General features: G+C 58.3%; 2 protein-coding genes and 2 pseudogenes. 3 read left to right on the top strand and 1 reads right to left on the bottom strand.

Annotated elements, in window-relative coordinates:
• The 3 genes and pseudogenes from ON20_RS33435 to ON20_RS36835 all read left to right on the top strand — a co-directional run.
• Positions 1-340: pseudogene (locus tag ON20_RS33435) on the top strand (hypothetical protein); the annotation flags it as partial.
• A 237-nt stretch (positions 341-577) separates the two neighbouring features.
• The gene (locus ON20_RS26105) at positions 578-2,176 is read left to right on the top strand and encodes a PEP-utilizing enzyme (RefSeq protein ID WP_040839763.1); all 1,599 of its coding nucleotides are present in this window, start codon (positions 578-580) and stop codon (positions 2,174-2,176) included.
• A 223-nt stretch (positions 2,177-2,399) separates the two neighbouring features.
• Positions 2,400-3,413 carry a hypothetical protein gene (locus ON20_RS36835; RefSeq protein WP_040839761.1) on the top strand — a complete coding sequence of 338 codons (1,014 nt, stop codon included), beginning with the start codon at positions 2,400-2,402 and terminating at the stop codon, positions 3,411-3,413.
• Here the strand turns inward: ON20_RS36835 and ON20_RS34935 are convergent.
• A pseudogene (locus tag ON20_RS34935) lies at positions 3,374-3,695 on the bottom strand (DDE-type integrase/transposase/recombinase); the annotation flags it as partial. The gene ON20_RS36835 and the pseudogene ON20_RS34935 sit on opposite strands and share 40 nt — an antisense overlap.

Below are 3,695 nucleotides of genomic sequence, written 5' to 3'. Positions count from 1 at the left end.
TGGACCGGTCGGCGGCGAGCGTGCGGGCCACAAGGGGGGCTCGCTGACCGGCCGCAACCCGGTCGATCGCGGCAAGGACGAGCAAACGGTGTTCATCGCGATCATGGTCGTGGTGAGCAGCGGGTGTGCGGGGCGGCACCCACCGCCGGTGTTCGAGGTGAGCGTGCCGGTCGCGCGTCGCCGGAAGATCGAACACACGATCGCCTGGCTCGTCGGATACCGGCGACTTGCCATCCGCTACGAGCGTCATGGACATCTCTTCGCGGCATTCGGCCGCCTCGCCGCCGCACGCACCGCTACTGGGCGTGGTGACAGGTTGGGGGGAGACGAGAGGTATTGACGGCTCCCAAGCCGTGGATCTCGTGTGTACGGCTATAGCGTCACCTCGCCGACAGTGGTTAGGCTGCGAACCCCGCAACAACACATCTAGCCATGAATAATTGAGTGATAGATAAGATCGTAGTATACTTCACAACTGCATGGGTGTCGCGGTGGTGTACGTCGCGCGCTATTTGGATGTATCGGTCGGCCCTGGCGAGTTCTCCGACATCCGACCCCGCATGTGAGGAGTACGTTCATGGCAGAAGTCTTCGATCCGGTCTTGGGATCATCTGAGCCACAACGCTTCTGGACGCTCGCGAATGCGAGTGAGGTTACTCCTGGAATCATGACGCCGATGTGCTGGAGCGTGTGGAACCATTTCGAGGTAGCGGGCAGGGAAGCGTGGTACGACCTCGGGATCATGCGCCGCAAGGATGTTTACCTTCCGGATGACCCGAACGAGCGGCAGACCGCGGTCTTTTACGGGCGTCACGCGATGAACGTCGACCAGGCCGGTTCGTTCATGGGATTGATCCCCGGTGCATCCGCCGAAGACTTCGAACGGGACATCTTGGGATCGGTCCGCGAGGACTTGCCGCCTTCCAAGAAGTCGATGCGGCGACTCCCGGCCATCGCATCGAAGACGCCATGGGTTATGCTGACCAACACCCGGCGTGTTCATGCGTTCTACAAGGCGCAGTCCGAATGGTGGAGCCAAAACGCGATGCACCCCGCGGCGCCTGGCTCCGCGTTGAACGTACTGCATGAAGCGGCAGACAGGTTCCGTCAGGGTATGCGCCTTCACGTCCGAGTGCGGTGTCTTCTGCAAGGAGCCCAGTCCATGCTCACGGGAATCGCCGGCTCGGTCAATGCGCCACAATTGGGTGCCGCGGTCTTTTCTGGCTATGGCAATGTGGCCGAACTCGGCCTTGCGGACAAGCTCTGGCAGGTCTCGCGCAAGGAGATGGGCCTTGAAGAATTCGTCGAATCATATGGTTTTCATGGCCCCAACGAGGGTATGGTGTACACGACATCGTGGCGCGAGGATCGGTCGAGCCTGGCCCGCCTCGTGACCGCGCTCGAGTCGAGAGATGAGTCGGAGAGGCCCGCTCTGCGTGAGAAGGCTGCGATCGCAGCCCGAATGGCCGCCGAGAAAGATCTGTTGGCGCTCCTGCCGCCGACGAAAAGAGTCGTTGCGCGTTGGTTGTTCGTCAAAACCGGCAACCAGGTCCGTAACATCGAGATGACCAAGGCGGCCTATCTCATGGGTCTCGATGTATGTCGCTCGGCCGCTCGCCGAGTGGGTAAAGATCTCGTTCACCAAGGTCACATTGCTGACACCGAAGATGTCTTCTTTCTTACCCTCGAGGAACTCGACAGCACGCCACCGGAGGATTTCGCAAAGATCGTGGAATACCGTCGTGCGCAAAGAAAGACTTACGAATCCATCGAGATCCCGATGACATTCTATGGCATGCCGGAAGATATCGGAAAGCGCGCATACGAGGGCGTCGATCGGCTGGTCGGCATCGCGGCAAGTCGCGGTGTGGTAGAGGGACTTGCCCGCGTAGTTGTGGATCCGAACTCCGAGGAGATTGTCGAGCCGGGCGAAATACTCGTATGCAGAACGACGGACCCGAGCTGGGCGCCTCTCTTCTCCTTGACGGACGGCCTCGTGATCGACTTGGGCAGCGTCGCGAGCCACGGAGCGATCGTGGCACGCGAAATGGGGATTCCATGTGTCATCAACTCTGGGAATGGAACATCGGAGATCAGAACCGGAGATCGTATCAGGGTTGACGGGACAGAGGGAGTGGTCGATATCCTGGAGCGCCGATCAGAGGCAACGTCATGACGCTGGTCCTCCAGGGCCCGATTCAGAGCGTTGTGTAGATAACAGCAAACTACTCTATGTCTCGATATTTAATAGCACTACTTCTGGGTGCGCCCGGACCGTCTCGCGATTTTTCCGTTTGAAGTCGCGACCCGCCGGGATGGCTACGTATGGATACTAATAGTTAGGCCATCGGAACTCTCGAAGTTAGCTGTCCAACAACCAATGGAGAGGCACATCTACAATGCCGGAAAACGAATACGTATATGGGGATTTCAACTATCGAACGGTCACCGGTGCATTCGCGAACGACCTATCCCGCATTCGGTCCGACGAGAGGCATTTCGGACTTGAACAGCAAATCGAGTATGTTTACGGGTTCCTCAACGCCGACGACGGCAGCACGATCTGTCTGGAACAAAAGTTCGTTGGATCGGTATCCACCGGCACGTTCGTGATGCGCACCGATGGCAGAGGCGGGCTCAATGTCCAGCCCGAGACGACACGGAGCTATCGTGGCGAGGTACGTCGGACGTTTACCGAGACCTCTCGGCGGTGGGCGGACCCGGTGATGTTGAGACTGCCCGACTCGGTCCGGCGTCCGGACGATCTTCCCTACTTGCTCGAACTCGAGGGTGACTCGCTGTTGTGGGACCAAGGATCATTGTGTCATCTCGAAGGAGAGGTGAAGACTCTCGGCGTTCAATTCTACGCGGCATCTGCGGTGGAGCCTTTGTTCTTCAGCTCCATCCCCTACTGGGTGGAGGGAACCGTATTGAACCGACAAGTAAATGGGCTTCTATACTTTGATCGTGTATATCTGAAGCCTGGAACCGAGTGGAAGGAGACGGCGATGTTTACCGACGTCCAGATCTCCTGGAACATTTTCGGCAACAAGCTTTCCGATGGATCGATTGAATACGGCAAGATTGTGGTCGGACGCGATGGATTCAACGCTGGCATGGTGGTCGAGAACAACCGCTTGGTTGCCTCTAGTAGCGTTGTACCGGTTCGCTATCGACTCAACGACGCTGGTTTCGTACGAACCGCAACATACGGCCTGGGCGACCACGAATGGGTATTCGAAGGGAATGACGAGGGCAATATGGCGGAATTCTCGGCCTCGCGATGGAACGGCTACCACGCTCAGTTCGGTATCACCCGCCGCAAAGGCGATGATCGCGAACGTATCTCAGGGTTCACATGGTTGGAATCCTTCGACCACCGCATGCGCGATGCGGGACTTGTCGACAACTGACAAAAGACGGGGTGGTCTTGGCGAAGGTCGCGGCCGAGTTCGGGGTACACATTGTCACCACATGCACCGACACGGCCCATAGAGGCCCATAAACCGTTGGCGGACAACAGGTAGACGAACTTTCATGATCGAAGCCGGCTACCTCGGTCCGAGTGTACGATCGTTTCCTGCAGTGACCGCATCGCAACCGCGTTCCGTAGCGCCGCCACCGTCAGTGACGCCCTCATTCGCGAATCGATCGAGTAACCGATGATTCGGTTGGAGAACACGTCCTTGACCGCG

Origin of the sequence: Nocardia brevicatena NBRC 12119, from assembly GCF_000308495.1 — a bacterium.
In the GTDB taxonomy this organism is placed as follows: Bacteria; Actinomycetota; Actinomycetes; order Mycobacteriales; family Mycobacteriaceae; genus Nocardia; species Nocardia brevicatena.
This window is presented reverse-complemented; position numbering and strand designations above follow the sequence as displayed.